This window comes from Pseudoalteromonas sp. TAB23, assembly GCF_000498075.1.
Taxonomy (GTDB): domain Bacteria; phylum Pseudomonadota; class Gammaproteobacteria; order Enterobacterales; family Alteromonadaceae; genus Pseudoalteromonas; species Pseudoalteromonas arctica.
Window position 1 is genome coordinate 1 of record NZ_AUTP01000247.1, and the last position, 17,905, is coordinate 17,905.

General features: G+C 38.8%; 18 protein-coding genes and 1 pseudogene. 4 read left to right on the forward strand and 15 right to left on the reverse strand.

The features are described 5' to 3' along the window. On the forward strand, positions 1-163 hold a 163-nt coding region (locus tag L654_RS1000000127325; RefSeq protein ID WP_139016107.1), incomplete at its 5' end, for a PPC domain-containing protein. 104 nt (positions 164-267) lie between these two features. Here L654_RS1000000127325 and L654_RS0114760 read toward each other — a convergent pair. The 7 genes from L654_RS0114760 to rplU all read right to left on the reverse strand — a co-directional run bounded on the left by L654_RS0114760 (position 268) and on the right by rplU (position 5,011). After that, entirely contained in the window at positions 268-741 is a 474-nt protein-coding gene (locus tag L654_RS0114760; protein WP_007586078.1) for a peroxiredoxin, read from the reverse strand. A gap of 188 nt (positions 742-929) precedes the next feature. Further along, positions 930-1,814 carry a UTP--glucose-1-phosphate uridylyltransferase GalU gene (galU, locus tag L654_RS0114765; protein WP_007586080.1) on the reverse strand — a complete coding sequence of 295 codons (885 nt, stop codon included), beginning with the start codon at positions 1,812-1,814 and terminating at the stop codon, positions 930-932. A 292-nt stretch (positions 1,815-2,106) separates the two neighbouring features. Continuing rightward, positions 2,107-2,484, reverse strand: coding sequence for a DUF3718 domain-containing protein (locus L654_RS0114770; protein ID WP_024608314.1), 378 nt, complete (start codon positions 2,482-2,484; stop codon positions 2,107-2,109). Between the two features lie 78 nt (positions 2,485-2,562). Continuing rightward, positions 2,563-3,054: a type 3 dihydrofolate reductase gene (gene folA, locus L654_RS0114775; RefSeq protein WP_024608315.1), complete on the reverse strand. Its 492-nt coding sequence runs from the start codon at positions 3,052-3,054 to the stop codon at positions 2,563-2,565. Between the two features lie 73 nt (positions 3,055-3,127). Beyond that, positions 3,128-4,285: an Obg family GTPase CgtA gene (cgtA, locus tag L654_RS0114780; protein ID WP_010553337.1), complete on the reverse strand. Its 1,158-nt coding sequence runs from the start codon at positions 4,283-4,285 to the stop codon at positions 3,128-3,130. 140 nt (positions 4,286-4,425) lie between these two features. Further along, positions 4,426-4,683 carry a 50S ribosomal protein L27 gene (gene rpmA / locus L654_RS0114785; protein ID WP_002957747.1) on the reverse strand — a complete coding sequence of 86 codons (258 nt, stop codon included), beginning with the start codon at positions 4,681-4,683 and terminating at the stop codon, positions 4,426-4,428. A 16-nt stretch (positions 4,684-4,699) separates the two neighbouring features. Beyond that, positions 4,700-5,011, reverse strand: a complete 312-nt coding sequence (rplU, locus tag L654_RS0114790; protein WP_002957748.1) for a 50S ribosomal protein L21 — start codon at positions 5,009-5,011, stop codon at positions 4,700-4,702. Positions 5,012-5,433: 422 nt separating this feature from the next. Between rplU and ispB the strand changes: the two genes are divergently transcribed. Next, entirely contained in the window at positions 5,434-6,405 is a 972-nt protein-coding gene (ispB, locus tag L654_RS0114795) for an octaprenyl diphosphate synthase (RefSeq protein WP_007586099.1), read from the forward strand. A 156-nt stretch (positions 6,406-6,561) separates the two neighbouring features. Here ispB and mdh read toward each other — a convergent pair whose 3' ends face one another. Further along, the gene (gene mdh, locus L654_RS0114800) at positions 6,562-7,494 is read right to left on the reverse strand and encodes a malate dehydrogenase (protein ID WP_007586102.1); all 933 of its coding nucleotides are present in this window, start codon (positions 7,492-7,494) and stop codon (positions 6,562-6,564) included. A 225-nt stretch (positions 7,495-7,719) separates the two neighbouring features. On the opposite strand from mdh, the gene argR reads away from it, so the two are divergent. Beyond that, a complete protein-coding gene (gene argR / locus L654_RS0114805; RefSeq protein WP_002957753.1) occupies positions 7,720-8,187 on the forward strand; it encodes a transcriptional regulator ArgR in 468 nt (155 codons plus the stop codon). 7 nt (positions 8,188-8,194) lie between these two features. Here the strand turns inward: argR and L654_RS01000000126160 are convergent. The 4 genes and pseudogenes from L654_RS01000000126160 to L654_RS0114825 form a co-directional block, all read right to left on the reverse strand. After that, positions 8,195-9,096 (reverse strand): annotated as a pseudogene (locus L654_RS01000000126160) (Dyp-type peroxidase). Between the two features lie 48 nt (positions 9,097-9,144). Then, positions 9,145-10,194, reverse strand: coding sequence for an ABC transporter ATP-binding protein (locus tag L654_RS0114815; protein WP_024608316.1), 1,050 nt, complete (start codon positions 10,192-10,194; stop codon positions 9,145-9,147). Further along, complete coding sequence (locus tag L654_RS0114820; protein WP_024608317.1) at positions 10,195-11,826, reverse strand: iron ABC transporter permease; 1,632 nt, start codon at positions 11,824-11,826, stop codon at positions 10,195-10,197. After that, entirely contained in the window at positions 11,826-12,830 is a 1,005-nt protein-coding gene (locus L654_RS0114825) for a Fe(3+) ABC transporter substrate-binding protein (RefSeq protein WP_024608318.1), read from the reverse strand. The genes L654_RS0114820 and L654_RS0114825 overlap by 1 nt, the downstream gene beginning before the upstream one ends. Before the next feature lie 938 nt (positions 12,831-13,768). On the opposite strand from L654_RS0114825, the gene L654_RS0114830 reads away from it, so the two are divergent. Next, a complete protein-coding gene (locus tag L654_RS0114830) occupies positions 13,769-14,284 on the forward strand; it encodes a hypothetical protein (RefSeq protein WP_024608319.1) in 516 nt (171 codons plus the stop codon). Between the two features lie 10 nt (positions 14,285-14,294). Here the strand turns inward: L654_RS0114830 and L654_RS0114835 are convergent, their stop codons facing one another. From L654_RS0114835 to L654_RS0114845, 3 genes are all read right to left on the reverse strand, one after another. Next, positions 14,295-14,975 (reverse strand): tRNA-uridine aminocarboxypropyltransferase, encoded by a 681-nt coding sequence (locus tag L654_RS0114835; RefSeq protein ID WP_007586117.1) that lies wholly within the window; start codon positions 14,973-14,975, stop codon positions 14,295-14,297. Positions 14,976-15,299: 324 nt separating this feature from the next. Then, complete coding sequence (lpdA, locus tag L654_RS0114840; RefSeq protein WP_007586124.1) at positions 15,300-16,724, reverse strand: dihydrolipoyl dehydrogenase; 1,425 nt, start codon at positions 16,722-16,724, stop codon at positions 15,300-15,302. 175 nt (positions 16,725-16,899) lie between these two features. Then, on the reverse strand, positions 16,900-17,905 hold a 1,006-nt coding region (locus tag L654_RS0114845), incomplete at its 5' end, for a 2-oxo acid dehydrogenase subunit E2 (RefSeq protein WP_024608320.1).

A 17,905-nucleotide genomic window follows, 5' to 3' on the forward strand; every position in this document is an offset into this window, starting at 1 on the left:
TGGCAGCCAACCAACAACCACTACGTACGATTGTCGCCCTTATAAAAATGGCAACGCAGAAACATGTACATTTACCAATCCACAAGCAGGTACTTGGCACTTGAGCGTTAACGCTTATAGCACTTTCTCTGGTTTAACACTTAGCGGACAATACCAACCGTAATTTAAAGTTTGAGCCGTAAATAAAAAACCGATGTTGTTTCCAACATCGGTTTTTAAATAGTAAGTAGCTGATTAATTAAAGCTAGAACCTACACTTTATTACTGTTATAGCTTCTCTAGTACTGATTCTGCGCGGCTTACAACAAACTCTTTGTCTTGCTCTACAAATAAACCAGTTACTACTGCATTTTCAACAATCATAGCGTAACGCGTTGAACGTAAACCACCAAAACTAGCGGTATCTTTATCAAGCCCTAACGATTTAGTGAAACTTCCATCGCCATCGGCAAGCATTGTAATTTCTTGCGCGTTTTGCGAGTCGCCCCATGCTTTCATAACAAATGCGTCATTAACAGATACACAGTAAATAGCATCAACACCTTTTGCTTTAATTTTATCAGCAAGAGTAATAAATTCAGGTAAATGTGCATTTGAACACGTTGGTGTAAATGCACCTGGCACTGCAAATAACACGACTTTTTTACCTTCAAACAACTCTTTATTTGTAAGAGATTGCATACCGTCGTCAGTTAATTGCGTTAACGTAACCGATGGTAATTCTTGGCCTTGCTCAATCATGGTGGTTCCTTTAAAAGATCAATACAGAATAAGTAACAATCATACTACGTAACCTATTACAGTGTAGGTAAAGTGTAACTAACTTAGTAACTCAGAGTAGTCTAGCAAAGGTTTGTAGACCGCGTTCACTACATTTTATGAAAACTATTTTAGCTTCTATAGTTTTCATAAAATTTATTGCTCTGTAGTTAAGGTAAATTCAAATCATTTATAAAGCGAGAAAAGTCATTACCTAACTTTTTATCCCGCATGCTGTACTCTACAATTGCTTTTAAATAGCCTAACTTATCTCCGCAATCGTGAGAGCGACCACTCATATGAAATGCTTCAACGGTTTCTTGTGCCATTAATGCGTCAATAGAATCTGTAAGTTGTATTTCACCGCCAGCACCTACAGACGTTTTTGCAAGTAGAGGCCAAATATTCTTACTCAGTACATATCGCCCTACAACAGCAAGATTTGAAGGTGCTAAATCTGCATCAGGTTTTTCAACCATTGCTTTAATTGCAGCACTTTTACCTGGCATTAACTCAACACCGTTTATATCAGCAATACCATATTTACTAACGTCTTCTTTAGCTACTGGCTCAAGCATTATTTGACTTGCTTGAGTTTCTTTAAAGCGTTTAATCATGGCCGCTAAGTTTTCAGTTTTTTGGTCCGCTGTATAAGCATCAAGTATCACATCTGGCAGGAGCACTACAAAGTTATCGTCACCAACTATTGGCTTAGCACACAAAATAGCATGCCCTAGCCCTTTAGCTTCACCTTGGCGTACACTCATAATAGTTACATCAGGCGGACAAATAGAGCGAATCTCATCTAATAAAGCACGTTTAACACGTTTTTCAAGAGTAGCTTCTAGCTCGTAACTTGTATCAAAATGGTTTTCGATTGCATTTTTAGAGCTGTGTGTAACTAATACAATATCTTTAATACCGGCAGATACACATTCGCTGACAATATATTGAATTAGAGGTTTATCAACTATAGGGAGCATTTCTTTTGGAATAGCTTTTGTCATAGGGAGCATTCTCGTCCCTAAGCCTGCTACTGGAATTACAGCTTTCATATCTATCCTTAGTGATTAAGTTTTTAAATAAACTAGCAGATACAAAATAGATACCAGCTGAATAAAGTTACCTCTTTTGAAGAAGTAAATTTGAAGCTGCTTTTAAAATGAAGACTCTACACTTTAGGAATATAAAATAGATAGGTAAATAGTGAACTTATTAATGATTTTGTTAGGGGTGGGATTACATTAGCTAAATAAAAAAGTCTGAAGTTGTTATTAATAACAACTTCAGACTAATCAATATTTAACAATACCTTACTGAAGGTAGAGTTATAAAACCTTTTTATAATTAAAGACCAGCGCGATCTTTAATTACTGCAATAAGTGGTGAGCTGGCAAAGTTGCCTTCAGCCCAAGCAATGTCGGCACCATCTGTTAAAGCACTTTTTGATAAGTTTTTAACTATATACTCACCTGTATCTACTGCATTACTCGCAACGGCATGACGTAGTAAGTTATTACCATTACATTGTACTGCATCGTAGATATTACGAATTTTTACGCGAGAGCTTTTAAGCTTACTACGTAATCGGTTTTTATCATCAGCAGCAATGTACTCACAAATAGATACCGCTAATTGATCTTCAGCATTTGCTGGTGCTGTATACGACAACGAACTTACAGCGACAACAGCAGTAAGTGCAACTAGCTTTGGTAATTTAAACATGACAAACCCTTTATAATACTTTGTTCTTACATAGACTATCGAATATTATATCAATCTATCAAAAATTACGCAATAATGTTAATGTTCTTTATATAAAGTTACGAATTTATAACTAGATTTGTTCTTATCATCTGGAAGGTTTTCTTGCTCTTCTTTTATATTCCAATTTGCGATTTTGTTGTAATCAGGAAACTGCGTATCGCCATTAACATCTAAATTAATAAAAGTTAAATACAAGCGATCTGCTTTCGGTAAAAATTGCTCATAAATATTACCACCACCAATAATCATCACTTCTTCTACATCACAAACTAGATTTAATGCATCCTCTGGGGTGGTTACAGTTTCAATACCCTCTGCAGAATATTCGCTGTTTCGAGTAATAATAATATTACGACGCCCAGGTAAAGGACGGCCTATTGACTCAAAAGTTTTACGACCCATGATCACAGGTTTACCCGTAGTTACTTTTTTAAAATGCTGAAGATCCGCTGGTAAATGCCATGGCATTTTATTATCTAGGCCAATTACACGGTTATTTGCCATTGCTGCAATCATTGAAATTATCATAATAAACACCTAGTACTTTATTCTTAAACAAAGAAAAAGGAGCATAAGCTCCTTTTTAATAAATTCTATTTAATTAACGCTCGTAGACAACTTCTACGTCGTAATCATCTTCATCCCAGTCGTCCCAATCATCATCATTGCCTTTACCTTTAGTGGCTTTTTCATGATAGGTATCCCACTTGAATTCAACTTCTTCATCTTCAACTTGTACAAACTTCTCTTTAGGCATGCTATCAAGTAGTGTCATTATGTTGTGGATTAAAGGTTGAGTATTAAGTTTATTAATTGCTGAAATGTGATAAATATTTTCAGTTTCGCCCAGCTCTTCTGCAATCGCTTCGCATAGCGCTTTTGCTTCATCTGCTGGTAATAAATCTATTTTATTAAACACTAACCAGCGTGGTTTTTCAGCTAATTTAGGACTGTATTGGTGTAGCTCGTTAATAATCGAGAATGCATTATCAACAGGGTTTGAACCATCTACCGGCATTACATCAATAATGTGCAATAACACACGACAACGCTCTAAATGCTTCAAGAAGCGAATACCTAGGCCTGCACCATCAGATGCACCTTCAATTAGACCCGGAATATCGGCTATAACAAATGATTTATTTGCTTCAGGACGTACCACACCTAAATTAGGAATAAGCGTCGTGAATGGGTAATCAGCTACTTTTGGTCTTGCTGCAGATACACTGCGGATAAACGTAGATTTACCTGCATTTGGTAATCCTAGTAAGCCTACATCAGCCAATAATAGTAACTCTAACTTTAAGTTACGTACTTCACCGGGTGTGCCCAATGTTTTTTGACGAGGTGCTCGGTTAGTACTTGATTTAAAACGTGCATTCCCCAAGCCGTGGAAACCACCTTTTGCAACCAAAATTCGTTGACCATCTTGAGTTAAGTCGCCAAGTCCCTCTTGGGTATCAACATCCATGATGCGCGTGCCTACAGGCACCATAACAAATAAGTCATCGGCTTTTCGGCCTGTACAGTTACGGCTACGACCGTTAGTACCACGTTCAGCTCTATGAAAGCGCTCAAACTGATAATCAATTAGGGTATTTAAGTTTTCATCAGCTTGTAGATAAACACTACCACCGTCTCCACCGTCACCGCCGTCTGGTCCACCATCTGGAACATATTTTTCACGACGGAAAGACACGATGCCGCTGCCACCGTCTCCAGCTTCTGCGCGAATTTCTACTTCATCTACAAACTTCATGATTACTCACTTTAGGGATTGGCTTGTTTAATAACTCTATTATATACCCAAGCCAACACAAATGCAGGCTTGGGTATATATTTTGACTGACTACAAAACAAAAAACCCCGCAAAGGCGGGGTTTTTAACTACCTTACTGATTACTCAGTTACGATAGTTACGTATTTACGGTTTAAAGGACCTTTTTGTTCAAACTGAACTTTACCATCTGCTTTTGCGAAGATAGTGTGGTCTTTACCGATACCTACGTTAGTACCAGGGTGGAAACGAGTTCCACGCTGACGAACAATGATGCTACCCGCTAGAACTGATTCGCCACCAAAACGCTTAACACCTAGGCGTTTGCTTTCTGAATCGCGACCGTTACGAGTACTACCAGCTGCTTTTTTATGTGCCATTTCTAAGTACCTCTAATTAAGCGCTAATGCTAGTGATTTTAACTTCAGTGAACCATTGACGATGGCCCATTTGCTTACGAGAATGCTTACGGCGTCTAAATTTAACAACCTTAATCTTCTCACCGCGACCATGTGAAACAACCTCAGCTGTTATCTTGCCACCGTTTACGAACGGTACACCGATCTCGATTTTCTCACCATCAGCAACTAAAAGTACTGAATCAAATTCTACTGCCGCACCAGTTTCAACGTCTAATTTTTCAAGACGAATCGTTTGACCTTCAGTCACACGATGCTGTTTACCACCACTTTGGAAAACCGCGTACATAATTAACTCCGTCTGTGCACCCTCAAATCGGCGCAACTAAAATATTCTTCGATAGGGCGCGAAGTTTACGCTAACGCGAAATAACTAGCAAGCCTATTTTGTAATTAAAATGAATAAAAAGTAGCTGCTTTGAGAGCAATTCAATATTTACCCCATTTTATATTAATTAGCCCTTTTGCCAAGCGCTTTTTAACTCTTAGTCGAAATAAATTAATGTACTCAAATATGACCCTCACAGCTTAATATCTAAGCACACCATAAACTGTATATTGATTATCAATTAATCAGTTATCTTGGCTAATTCAGTCTAAATTAAGTACTTTAATAGTGTTTTTTCAATCAATCGTCACAAAATATCGAGCTAGTGCATTTTTTGTTGTACAATCTGCGCCGTTCACACATAAAAATTGGCTCGGAGATCAATGGATATAAAAGCTATCCAGGCGTTAATCGAAAGCGATATGAATGACGTCAATCAACTTATACATGCGCAAATGCGCTCAGATGTGGCGTTAGTTAATCAGCTTGGTTTATATATAGTTAGCAGTGGCGGCAAACGCGTTCGTCCAATGCTCGCGATTTTAGCAGCCAAAGCGCTCGGTTATCAGGGTAAAGATCACATAACACTTGCAACAATTGTTGAGTTTATTCATACAGCAACGCTATTGCATGACGATGTTGTAGATGAATCAAACTTACGACGTGGCACACCTACAGCAAATGCTGAATTTGGTAATGCTGCTAGCGTATTGGTTGGTGACTTTATTTACACTCGTTCATTTCAGCTTATGGTTGGCCTTGGAAAAATGCAGGTTATGCAAGTACTTGCCGATGCAACAAACATTATTGCTGAAGGTGAAGTATTGCAGTTAATGAACTGCAACGACCCAGATACAACCGAAGCCAGTTATATGCAGGTTATTTACTCTAAAACAGCTAAGTTGTTTGAAGCAGCGACAGGCCTTGCTGCCATTATTACTGAGCAAGACCAAACTACTCTCGATGCACTAAACCTATATGGTATGCATTTAGGTACTGCGTTTCAGCTAGTAGATGATGTACTCGATTACAATGCAGATGCTGAGCAGTTGGGTAAAAACATTGGTGATGATTTAGCTGAAGGCAAACCAACGCTTCCACTTATTTATGCTATGCAACATGGTAGCGAGCAGCAAACGCAGCTTATTCGTGATGCAATAGAGCACAGTAATGGTATGGAGCATTTAGAAGACATTCTATCGGCACTAAAGCAAACTAATGCGCTTGAATTTACAATGCAAAAAGCAGAGCTTGAAGCTGACAAAGCTATTGCGTGTTTAGACTTTTTAGCTGAGTCTGACTATAAGCAAGCACTCATAAGTCTTGCTCGTATTGCGGTTGACCGCGACCACTAGTTTTAACTAGTTTTAACTAGTTTTAACTAGTTTTAACTAGTTTTAACTAGTTTTAACTAGTTTTAACTAGTTTTAACTAGTTACACAGTGTGACATTAATTCTGAGCAATAAAAAAGCCTGCAAATGCAGGCTTTTTTGTTATTCTACTTTGGCTATTACGCCATGAAATCAACACCTTCTTTGATGTCTTTTTTCAGTGTTTCAAGCATGTCATTTTTTGCTTTTGTTTCAAATGCGCTTAGTTCGCCGTAAGAAAGAATTTCTTCTACGCCGTTTTTACCTAAACGTACTGGATGTGCAAAATACTCTGCATCGCCATTTTCAACAGCAACGTAAGCGTAATCTACAACTTCTTCACCCTGTAGGCCTTTAACTAAAGACATACAAAAACGAGCTGCAGCAGCACCCATAGATAGCGTAGCTGAACCACCGCCTGCTTTAGCATTTACAACTTCAGTACCCGCATTTTGGATACGTGGAGTAAGTGCAGCAACTTCTTCATCAGTGAAAGAAACACCTTCAACTTGAGAAAGTAGAGGAAGAATAGTTGTGCCTGAGTGACCACCAATTACTGGTACTTTAACAGTTGCTACGTCTACGCCTTTAAGTTCAGCAACAAATGCTTCTGAACGAATAACGTCAAGCGTAGTAATACCGAATACGCGTTTAGCGTCGTAAGTACCTGCTTTTTTGAATACTTCAGCAACGATTGGAACTGTGCCATTTACTGGGTTAGTAATAATACCTACTAACGCTTTAGGACAGCTAGCAACAATGCCTTCTGCTAAAGTTTTGATGATACCAGCATTTACATTAAATAAATCAGCACGATCCATACCTGGTTTACGTGGCATACCCGCTGGGATAAGAACGATGTCAGAGCCTTCAAGCGCTTTGTTTAATTCGTCTGCGCCAAAGCCTGCTACTTTAACATCTGTTGGGATGTGAGAAAGGTCAACCGCAACACCTGGTACTACTGGTGCAACATCATAAAGTGATAATTCAGAGCCAGCTGGTAAGCCTGTTTTTAATAATAAAGACAACGCTTGGCCGATACCGCCTGCAGCACCTAATACAGCAACTTTCATTGGAATTCTCCGTAATTTGAGGTAGGAAACATTTGTTGCTCTTAAGATAATGAAATTAGCGACTAAAAACAAATTTATCCTGTCTATTTCAAGTATATTTTCGACCATAGTCGTAAACTTTTGTGATTTAACGCATCAAACTGGCAAGTTAACTAAACAACTGCTGCATAATTATTCATTTTTGTGTAGAATTTGCGGCATAAATAACAAAAACGAATAAAGACTATGCAACCACAAGATAAACAAGAAGCACTGGTAAAAGCATTTAAATCACTATTAAAAGAAGAAAATTTTGGCTCTCAAGGCGAAATAGTTGATGCATTAAAAGATCAAGGCTTTGACAATATAAGCCAAAGTAAAGTATCGCGCATGCTAAGTAAATTTGGTGCTGTACGCACACGTAACGCAAAACAAGAAATGGTTTACTGCTTACCAGCTGAAATGGGTGTACCTACGGCTAAAAGCCCATTACGCCAATTAGTAATCGACATTATGCACAACGAAATGATGATCATTATTCGTACCAGTCCAGGCGCCGCTCAGCTTATCGCTCGTTTATTAGATTCATTAGGTAAAGCAGATGGCGTACTAGGAACAATTGCAGGCGACGATACTATTTTTATCGCTCCTGCTAAAATATCTGAAATAGATGTAACACTTGAACGTGTTCGCATTTTATTTGATACGGTTTAATAGCAAACTAAATTTGTTTTAAAAACCCGACTGAAGGCGCAAAGAAAGCAGAACCCATATCGGCTTNTGAGTAAAATCAAGCCAGTGGTCGTAACAATCCCCTTCCCCTAAACGACTATTAAGTACTTTTTCAAATGCGGTGCCCGTACAAGCGCATGTAATTGATAACATTCCCTGCTCATACACATCGCCATAAGGCATGCTCTGATTTAATAATAGCGGTTGGCCTTCTTCGTCTTTTAGTTCGCTACGTGAAGCATGGCTGGTTTCGATCGCAGGGGTAATTAACGTGTTATCAAGGCGCGTACGTCCCATTATTTGTTCTTGCTCACTCAATGATAAGTGCTGCCACATAGTTAAGTCATGCTTATAACGCTGTACATGAATATAACTCCCCTGATCTTCAAAATTGCCAGGGTTACTAATTAAAGCCGTAGCGCGCTTTTTTCTTCCATGAGCGGTATCGCCACCATAAATAAAACCATTAAAATCACGACCATCTAAAAAGCGAAAATTACGAATTTGCTCCACCAGCTCAACATCGGGAGCAAATAGTTTTAAAATTTGCAGCGCAAATAAATGGTTAACGTCTTCACGGTCAGAGCGAATTTGCACAAATAAATCGCACGGTTGTACGCTCATTTGATGATCGCTATGGTTTATATTAGGAAAGCTCTGTAATTCGCTTGGGATGTATTCAGGGAGGATATGCGGCCAATATTGCGCACCAATAGCAACCATGCAAGAGAGCATTGATTCTGAAAATTGATCGCTAAATTCTTCTTCAATAGCGCTTACTTGTTTTAACTTTGCGCGAAGTGATTCATCTTGACCATCAAACACATTAAAAAATAAGTGCAAACCGTGTAAGTTTGCTTCAGCACAAATCCCTGATTGCGCTTGCGCCATTGTTATTCCTTAGTTTTACAGATAAAAACACAGCGAATAACAAATTAATTACGATTCGAAAAAATTCACCGTGTGAGGTTTTATTTTTATTATAACCTGTTCATTATTTTCAAATGACTGGCCATATTGTGCAGCAACTTCAATTTCTTGTTTATCAATAACAAGTGAATAAACATACGCCGAACCAATAAAGCGACGACTTATGATTGTAGCTCGCTTGCTGAGTTTGTCACTTTGGTTATCTGCCACTAATTCTATTTGATGAGGGCGCACATATATAAGCCCTACGCTTACGTCATGCTTACTCTCAATATAAGATTCGACTAAACCAAATGGTGTTTTATATTCAGTTGCTGTTAACACTTCTGCGCTCAAGTATATGCCTTGACCCAGAAACTCTGCAACCTCCTTTGAACATGGAGCTGCAAAAAGCTGCTCAGGCGTGCCTTGTTGCTCAATTTTACCGCGATGCATAATGGCAAGTGTATCTGAAAAGGCAAACGCCTCTTCTTTTGAATGTGTAACAAACACAGCAGACACTTGAGTTGCCTTAATAATTCGACGTATATCGGCAATTAATTCAAAGCGTACTTGCGTATCTATATTTGAAAAAGGTTCATCAAGTAGCAATAAACTAGGTTTATAAGCTAATGCACGAGCAATAGCTACACGCTGCTGTTGGCCACCCGATAACTGATGCGGAAACCTGTCAGCACAGCCAATTAAATGTACCAGCTTAAGCATTTCATCAACGCGTTGCTGCTTTTGAGCTTTACTCATTTTACTAAGCCCAAATGCGATATTATTTGCTACCGTTAAATGCGGAAACAACGCATAGTCTTGAAACATCATGCCGATGTTACGGTGCTCAGGCGAGACAAACGATTGCTCATCACTCACTAATTTACCGTCTATAAAAATAGACCCTTGCTTAGCTTCAATTAAACCTGCAATCGCTTTTAACGTGGTCGTTTTGCCGCACCCACTCGCTCCGAGTAGACAAACAATTTCATCTTTACCCACTGTTAAATCTAAATCGTGAATAACCTTTGTACCGTTATAGTGATAGCTCACGCCTTGTAAAATTAAACTACTCATTTAACTACGCTGCTCCATAGAACGATTAATAAAATACAAAGGAATAAACCCAACAATAACAATAAATAATGCCGATATAGAAGCAAGCTCTAACTGCTCGTCACTCACATACTGAAATACATGAGTAGCTAAGCTTTCAAAATTAAACGGCCTGAGCAATAGCGCAGCCGGCAGTTCTTTCATGCACTCAATAAATACCAATAACGCAGCAGTAAGCAATCCTCTTCGCAGTAAAGGTAGGTGCACTAAACGCAGTGTTTGTCCTTGGCTTTTACCCATTGATTGGCTTGCCATATCAAGTGATGGGCTAATACGTAAAAAACTCGACTCAATTGCTCCGTGTGCAATGGCGTAAAACCTAACAATATAAGCAATAATAATAGTAAGAATGCTACCTGTAAGCAGTAAGCCAATATCTAAATTATACGGCTCGAGCGCTGTGTTAATGGTGTTCTCTAATAACGTAAGCGGTAATAAAACCGCAATAGCGAGTACTGTGCCAGGCAGCGCATAGCCTGTGCTTGCTAAACGCCCAGGAATAAGCGGATACGTTTGCTTTGCCACACGCTGATAAAAAACCACAAAAACACTCAACGTAATCGTTATTAGGCTCACAACCCCTGCCACTTTTAAACTTTGCCAAGCGTAACTAAAAAACTCTACATTCCATGCTTTATCAAAGTAGGTAATGGCGTAATTTATAAGTACTGCAATAGGAATTACAAACGCGATAAATAAAATAAAGCTGCAAAATACCGTTGCGAGCCAAGCTGATTTTCCTTTTAATACATAGAGAGATTCACTATTTACACTTGATTGACGCTCAAATACCGCTTGGTTACGACGACTAAAGCGCTCTGCCATTAATGCTAAAAATAACAGTAATAACATCACACCCGATATTTTAGCTGCCGCTGTAAGTGAGTAATAACCAAACCACGTATCGTATACGGCAGTCGTTAATGTACTTACGGCAAAATAACTCACTGTTGCAAAGTCAGCCATGGTTTCCATACTTATAAGCGCAAGAGCCGCGACAATAGCCCCACGAGAGAGCACTAAGCTTACTTTAAAGAAACTTTGCCAAGGAGATAACCCCATTAACTGGCTAGCTTGTACTAATTTGAATGACTGCTCGCGAAGAGCCGTTTTAAAAATCAAAAATAAATACGGGTAAAGTACCAAGGCAATCATAACTATGGCGCCGGGTAATGTACGTATATCAAAAAACCAATAGTCATTAGGCGTTTGCCAGCCAAACCATTCTCTCAGCGCTATTTGCACCGGGCCCGCATAATCTAATAAATCAGTGTATACATAGGCAATAATATAGGTGGGCATAGCAAGGGGCAGCATAAGTGCCCATTCAAACTGTTTTTTACCCGGGAAACTACAGTAAGCCGTTAGCCATCCAAGTGGCAAAGCTATGGCGCAGCTAAGGACGCAAACACCTAAAACAAGCAATACGGTATTGGTTATGTAATCCCAAAGCACGGTATCCCACAGGTGAGAAAACACCTCAGAGCTACCTTGTAGAGATTCAAAAAGAAGAAAAAACAACGGGGCCGATAGAATTAAGCCAGTCGACCACGCAAAGAGCTGCCATTTAGACAGCTTAAATTTATTAGTCATTAAAGATCGAACTTCACCTCATCAATTAGCTTAAGCGCTAACGGACGATATTTACTAATCTCATCAAGTGGCAAGCTGTCTTCTTTAAAACTCCCCCAAGAGGCAACCAAACTTGATAGTTCAACACCCGACTTAACTGGATACTCCATATTTAATGAGGCATACATGTTTTGTGCTTTGCTGTCGGTCATATATTCTATGAGCTTTAATGCATTTTCAGGGTTTTTAGCATATTTGGTAATAACCGCACCCGAAACATTTATGTGTGAGCCACGATTAGTTTGATTCGGAAAGTTAATATTTACGGCCTCTGCCCAACCTTTTTGCTCTTTATCTTCTAGCATTTTACCAAGATAGTAACTATTACCTAATGCCAAGTTACATAAACCTTCTTTAACTGCTTTAACTTGAGCACGATCGTTACCTTGAGGTTTACGTGCTAAATTAGCCTTAACACCTTCAAGCCACTCTTTGGTTTGCGCTTCACCATGGTGTGCAATCATAGAAGCCACTAAACCTAAGTTATATGGATGTTTGCCAGAGCGCGTACAAATTTGTCCTTTGTATTTAGGATCTGCTAAATCTTCATAAGTGAGCTTAGGTAACTCACCAACTCGCTCTTTTGATGAATACACATTACGCACTCGCTTAGTAAGCGCGACCCATTGGCCATCACCGTCACGAAAAGCTGCAGGCACGTTATTATTTACACTGTCACTTTTTATAGTTTGTGTTAATTTTAAATCTTCTAATTGAATAAGCGCACTAAAATTAGAGGTTAATACTAAATCGGCTTTACTATGTTTACCTTCACGTTTAACACGCTCAATTAACCCTTTTTTAGCAAAAACAACATTGGTTTTTATTCCCGTTTGTTTTGTAAAATCGTCTAAAATTGGCTGAATCAAAAACGGCTGACGAAAAGAATAGATATTAACAACGTCACTTGCAAAGGCTGGTGCCGATGCTGCTAATCCTAAAACAAGTGTAAATACTGTCTTCATTATTTCACCTAAATAATTGTTATTATCATCGAATTCTACCGCGCTCATTCAAAAAGTGCACACTTTAAATAAATGTAAATATGTAAATAACGCCCAAAAAGGAAATGCAGTGTAAGAGATGTCTCACGGATGTGACAGCTAATGAGTAAAAATCAAGATAAAAAACACACAAAAACAACCTAAGCAACTGTATTGATTGAACTTTTACATTATTACTATTGCATAAATACTAATTGAACGTAGTTTTATCCCTATTTTAGTTGCTCTATTGCACTATAATTTACGCATCAACCAAGCAATGACGCTTATTGAGTAAAAGGAAATGGACTGCTTACTCAACCAACCAATGATTAGGTTACCAGGACAACACGGATTTTAGGACAGGCTCAGGATGAGTATCACAACGCAATGTTGTAAAAAGGACAGCGTCAGGAAGATGCGAAAAGGATAACAACACGGCTAAGTTGTTTAACAGGATGTTGAAGGAATAAATGGACAGGCCTTTTAAGGCAACACAAGGGATTGGTTAAAACAAGGATACACTAGGAAGTGTAATTAAGGATTTGGTAATAGTATTTACCCTACAGGATGTTTAGGAATTTAAGGATACAGGCCCGGATGGTCTACATTACATAGAACTAAAAAGTAATATAGTAATAAACATGGATTAGTAAAAATTGGAGTTGATTAAGTTCAATTGCAGGATGCAGAAAATTAGAAGATTCCGCAAGCGCGCCTAGAGATAGAGCGCGCTTTTCTTTGCCTAAAATTTGGGTTTAGTAAAGCTCTAAGCAACTACCACTAACTTTTGCAGGGTAATACTGCATCCCAGCTAATCAATATTAATACCTTCAAATACTTTATTAATATTTTAAATTTCGCTAAGTTTTTCATTAATTGCGCCGATAACTAAGTAACGCAAGGATCATAAATACTCAATGGATATGAATTTTAAAATGCCGCAAAGCAATACCTTTTTATGTAAAGTATCAGACGCAAGTACAGCAAAACCAATTGGTGTTTTTAGTGCCCAAACTCCCAACAAAAATCCGTATAAAGCTTTATTTAGCCCCAAAGGTTATAACTTTTTAAATATGCCAATGAGTGAGTTTAAAAACATACTTAACGTAATTATCCAGTTAGAAAGCGATATTTCTATTAGTAAATGGGGTGAGGGTTCTCGACCTGATGAATTTAGTTATCAGCTTAATAGAATAGCAAACGCTATTGCGACTACTCACTTTAAGGGAAAAACCGATATTAGCTGTTACTTTTTAAAGCGAGTCGAAGAGGCTAAGGATATGATTGGTGAGGACTGCACCTCGTTTATTCAGGCTCACAATAGCGTAAGCCAATTATATAATACGGTTTTACAATTAACATCTGAAGAAGGCTTCAGAGCAATTCAAAATAAAGCACTTGCTCACTTAAAAGAGCAGCAAGCTTTCGCTTAACTGCGTAAAACTACTCTTCTAGCAGTCGGCCTTTATTGCGCTTACCAAGCAAATACGCATCACGAAACTTAATAAAATGCTGTTCTAATTTAGAAGATGCATCCATTTCTCCCGCAAGCGCTAGCACCATAATAGCCACTTCAGCAGTGCCTAGTTGATGCGCATGAGGGGCAACACGTAATCGGTAATCAGATAGTTTATCAGCAGTAACAGAAAGTACAGGCAAGTTATCTAAGTATGGGCTTTTGCGAATCATTTTTTTAGCTTCACGCCAGGTACCATCTAAAAATATAAATAGCGGTTTTTTACCCTCTTCAATACTTATTTCGGTAATGGCCCTGCCCTCTTCTACATCTTCAGCAGGGAATACTACCATTGGCTGATATTGTGAATCGCTTATCAAAGCTAAAAGAGCGGGGTTAGGGTCTGTTCTATCCCATCTAAATGCGTGGTTATCTGGCACTATTTCAGCAATTAAGCGCCCAGTATTAGAAGGTTTAAAACTTTCATTGTGATACATTAATAAGCACACAGCTGCTTTACAATCTGCATGCTCAACACCTTTACAAATACAGTAGTGCTTAGCTATTAAGCATTGCTCACAGCGATCTAATTTACCGCCTCGAGCATTAAACTCTCGACGGGATTCACTTATTTGTTGAGCGCGTAATGCTAAAACTGAGTTTTTCACTGTATTTACCTTCAATTAATTAAGCGCGCATTGTAACGACTTATCGCAATTTAATCTTATATTTATAGCCATACCAACCTGCATAAATCTTTGATCAATTTAACGAATTAAATTGCACTATAACTTCGTTAAAAATTTTTTATTTAGAACAACTAGATACAAAAACTTTTGCCTAGTTCTAGCGTAATTTTCTTAACGTTAAATAGACCCCATATATAAGCAGATTGGTATCATTGAATTAATTCAACATCTCTCAAATTAAAAACCAGGCATAAAAAAACCCAACCGAAGTTGGGTTTTTCAAACAAATGCTAAAAAGTTAAATTACTTCTTTTTAACTGCTTTTTTGTTTGGTAAGTCAGTGATCGAACCTTCAAAAATTTCAGCTGCAAGGCCGATTGATTCATTCAATGTAGGGTGAGCATGAATAGTAAGCGCTAAGTCTTCACCATCAGCACCCATTTCAATACCTAAACCGATTTCGCCAAGCATTTCGCCCGCGTTAATACCGATCATAGCACCACCGATTATACGGCCACTTTCTTTATCAAAAATAAGTTTAGTAGAACCTTCAGTACGAGATGATGCAATAGCACGGCCAGATGCTGCCCACGGGAATACCGCAGTTTCAATTTTTAGGCCTTGCTCTTTTGCTTCTTTCTCAGTAACACCTACCCAAGCGATTTCTGGGTCAGTATACGCAATCGAAGGAATACATTTAGGGTCGAAGAAATGCTTCTGACCAGAAATAACTTCTGCAGCAACATGACCTTCATGAACCGCTTTATGCGCAAGCATAGGCTGGCCAACTAAGTCACCAATTGCAAAAATATGGCTTACGTTAGTACGTAATTGCTTATCAACATTAATAAAGCCACGCTCATCAACGTTTACGCCCGCTTTTTCAGCATCAAGTAAGTTACCGTTTGGAGTACGGCCAACTGCAACAAGCACTTTGTCGTAACGTACAGGTTCTGCTGGTGCGTTTTTACCTTCAAACGTTACGTATAAGCCATCTTTTTTAGCTTCAACACCAACAACTTTAGTTGAAAGCATTACGTTGAATTTTTTGCTTACGTATTTTTGGTAAATTTTGATAATGTCTTTATCAGCTGCTGGAACTAATTGGTCAGCAAATTCTACAACATCAATTGCAGAACCTAGTGCACGGTAAACCGTACCCATTTCAAGACCGATAATACCACCACCAAGTACAAGTAGTTTTTCTGGTACATCTTTAAGCTCTAGCGCGCCAGTTGAATCAATTACACGGTCATCTTGTGGAATGAAAGGTAAGTTAACTGGTTTAGAACCTGCTGCAATAATCGCGTTATCAAACGTGATAGTTGTAGAGTCTTTCTCGCCTTCAACTACTAAAGTATTGCTGCCAGTGAATTTGCCGTAACCAGATACAACTTTCACTTTACGCATTTTAGCCATGCCCTCTAGTCCACCAGTTAACTGGCCAACTACAGAATCTTTCCAAGTACGAACTTGGTCAAGATCGATCTTTGGTGCGCCAAAAGTAACACCATGAGATGACATTTCAGCTGCATCATCAATCACTTTAGCTACGTGTAAAAGTGCTTTTGAAGGAATACAACCAACATTAAGACATACGCCGCCTAATGTTTCACGAGATTCTACCAATGTAACTTCTAAGCCCAAGTCAGCAGCGCGGAATGCCGCAGAGTAACCACCAGGACCACCGCCTAGTACAACAACTTGAGTTTTTAATTCGTTGCTCATGCTATTACCTTAATTGTTTGAACGGGACACTGCCCTAAAGTTTAACTGCCATGTTTCTGCAAGGCAGAAAGTGAGAGCAGATCACAAATTTGTGCAAAGATTGTATCATTGCAAATGGTAAAAATCCCAGCTAAAAACAACTGGCTGGGATTTGATTCTATTCATTGTCCAGCGATTACATCACCAATTGGCGAATATCGCTCATGTAACTTGCAAGAGTCACAGTAAAGCGTGCAGCAAGTGCTCCGTCAATAACCCTATGGTCGTATGACATAGACAGCGGAACCATTAGTTTTGGTTCAAACTCTTTGCCATTCCATTTAGGTTTCATTTCAGATTTAGACACACCTAAAATAGCCACTTCTGGTGCATTAACAATCGGCGTAAATGCCGTACCGCCAATACCGCCAAGGCTAGAAATAGTAAAACAACCACCTTGCATATCAGACGATGTAAGCTTCCCGTCACGTGCTTTAACAGATACTTCCATTAATTCGCGTGATAGTTCAATAATGCCTTTTTTATCAACATCTTTAAACACTGGTACAACTAAACCGTTTGGCGTATCAACTGCAACACCAATGTTAATGTACTTTTTAAGGATTAAGCTTTCGCCGTCCTCAGAAAGCGATGAGTTGAATTTTGGAAATTCAGCAAGTGCTTTTGCAGCTGCTTTCATTACAAACACAAGTGGCGTAATTTTAACACCCAGCTTTTTCTTCTCGCTAAGCACATTTTGCTCTTTACGGAATACTTCAAGGCTTGTGATATCAGCTTCGTCAAACTGTGTAACATGTGGGATTTGTACCCAGTTACGGTGTAAGTTTTTGCCTGATAGCTTTTGAATACGAGACAGCTTTTGCTCTTCAATTTCGCCAAACTTAGCAAAATCAACTTTAGGCCATGGAATAAGACCAAGCTCGCTACCACCAGCGCTACTACCTGCTGACAATTGACCAGACTCAACTTGCTTAACTAAGTTTTTAACGTAGTTTTGCACGTCTTCTTTAACTATACGGGCTTTGCGACCAGTGCCTTTAACGTTAGCTAGGTTAATACCAAACTCACGCGCTAAACGGCGAACAACAGGTGATGCATGAGCATACGCGCTGTTTTCTGTGAAGCTTTCATTACTTGCTTTTGCTGGTGCCGCTTGAGCCGGTGCCGACTCAGTTTTAGCC

Excerpts from the sequence above, each read along its gene's own strand:
- argR (WP_002957753.1), top strand. The coding sequence starts at position 7,720 with ATGCAACCACAAGATAAACAAGAAGCACTGGTAAAAGCATTTAAATCA.
- cgtA (WP_010553337.1), bottom strand. The coding sequence starts at position 4,285 with ATGAAGTTTGTAGATGAAGTAGAAATTCGCGCAGAAGCTGGAGACGGT.
- rplU (WP_002957748.1), bottom strand. The coding sequence starts at position 5,011 with ATGTACGCGGTTTTCCAAAGTGGTGGTAAACAGCATCGTGTGACTGAA.
- L654_RS0114760 (WP_007586078.1), bottom strand. The coding sequence starts at position 741 with ATGATTGAGCAAGGCCAAGAATTACCATCGGTTACGTTAACGCAATTA.
- L654_RS0114830 (WP_024608319.1), top strand. The coding sequence starts at position 13,769 with ATGGATATGAATTTTAAAATGCCGCAAAGCAATACCTTTTTATGTAAA.
- L654_RS0114815 (WP_024608316.1), bottom strand. The coding sequence starts at position 10,194 with ATGAGTAGTTTAATTTTACAAGGCGTGAGCTATCACTATAACGGTACA.
- L654_RS0114770 (WP_024608314.1), bottom strand. The coding sequence starts at position 2,484 with ATGTTTAAATTACCAAAGCTAGTTGCACTTACTGCTGTTGTCGCTGTA.
- folA (WP_024608315.1), bottom strand. The coding sequence starts at position 3,054 with ATGATAATTTCAATGATTGCAGCAATGGCAAATAACCGTGTAATTGGC.
- L654_RS0114820 (WP_024608317.1), bottom strand. The coding sequence starts at position 11,826 with ATGACTAATAAATTTAAGCTGTCTAAATGGCAGCTCTTTGCGTGGTCG.
- rpmA (WP_002957747.1), bottom strand. The coding sequence starts at position 4,683 with ATGGCACATAAAAAAGCAGCTGGTAGTACTCGTAACGGTCGCGATTCA.
- lpdA (WP_007586124.1), bottom strand. The coding sequence starts at position 16,724 with ATGAGCAACGAATTAAAAACTCAAGTTGTTGTACTAGGCGGTGGTCCT.
- galU (WP_007586080.1), bottom strand. The coding sequence starts at position 1,814 with ATGAAAGCTGTAATTCCAGTAGCAGGCTTAGGGACGAGAATGCTCCCT.
- L654_RS0114825 (WP_024608318.1), bottom strand. The coding sequence starts at position 12,830 with ATGAAGACAGTATTTACACTTGTTTTAGGATTAGCAGCATCGGCACCA.
- ispB (WP_007586099.1), top strand. The coding sequence starts at position 5,434 with ATGGATATAAAAGCTATCCAGGCGTTAATCGAAAGCGATATGAATGAC.
- mdh (WP_007586102.1), bottom strand. The coding sequence starts at position 7,494 with ATGAAAGTTGCTGTATTAGGTGCTGCAGGCGGTATCGGCCAAGCGTTG.